Raw genomic sequence first — 436 nt, forward strand, 5'->3', positions numbered from 1 at the left:
GCGCACATTCTATCCGACCGGTCGCTATGCTGAGCAAGCCTTACTCGATATGATGTATGCGCAGTTTGAAATAAATGAATACGAAGCTGCCGCCAATAGTTCCAATCAGTTCATTAGCCTTTATCCGTCTAATCCTCAAGTTAGCTATGCTTACTATGTACGTGGCGTAGCCAATATGCAAGGCTCATCTGAAGGCATAAAGCTATTCCCGGTCAATCAAGCAGAGCGTGATACGGCATATTACCGCCTAGCATTTGCTAATTTCCAAGAGCTTATTGGCAAATACCCCAATAGTCCTTATGCGCCAGATGCAGCGCAGCGTATGATCTTTATCTATAATCAATTTGCTGAAAGTGAGCTTAATGCTGCGAATTGGTATATCGAGCGTGAAGCTTATGTCGCCGCAGCCAACCGTGCTAAATGGGTATTTCAATAT

The 436-nt window shown here is 44.3% G+C and carries 1 protein-coding gene; it reads left to right on the forward strand.

Annotation, left to right across the window (positions count from 1 at the left end):
- On the forward strand, positions 1–436 hold a 436-nt coding region (gene bamD / locus FHK88_RS12225), incomplete at both ends, for an outer membrane protein assembly factor BamD (protein WP_227431006.1).

Origin of the sequence: Psychrobacter sp. I-STPA6b (genome assembly GCF_020662265.1) — a bacterium.
In the GTDB taxonomy this organism is placed as follows: Bacteria; Pseudomonadota; Gammaproteobacteria; order Pseudomonadales; family Moraxellaceae; genus Psychrobacter.